The following is a 210-nucleotide window of genomic DNA, read 5'->3' on the forward strand; positions in this document are numbered from 1 at the left end:
TACACCACCTGGTGGCCGGGGGTCGCGCCCAACAGCGCCCGCTCCACCTACCGCCGGATGAAGAACCAGGCCGTGCCCGCCGACCCGCTGGCCGTGGGCGGCGGACGCCTCGAGCGCCCCGACCCCCGCACCACCAGCGTCATCGCCGGCACCCGCCTCGACCTGCTCGAGGCGATGGAGACGCTCGAGCGCGAGCACCCCCAGCTGGTC

The 210-nt window shown here is 75.2% G+C and carries 1 pseudogene; it reads left to right on the plus strand.

Going from position 1 to position 210, the window contains the following annotated elements:
- A pseudogene (locus QWJ41_RS21825) lies at positions 1-210 on the plus strand (RNA polymerase subunit sigma-24); the annotation flags it as partial.

It is taken from the genome of Nocardioides cremeus, from assembly GCF_030518195.1.
GTDB classification, from domain to species: Bacteria; Actinomycetota; Actinomycetes; order Propionibacteriales; family Nocardioidaceae; genus Nocardioides; species Nocardioides cremeus.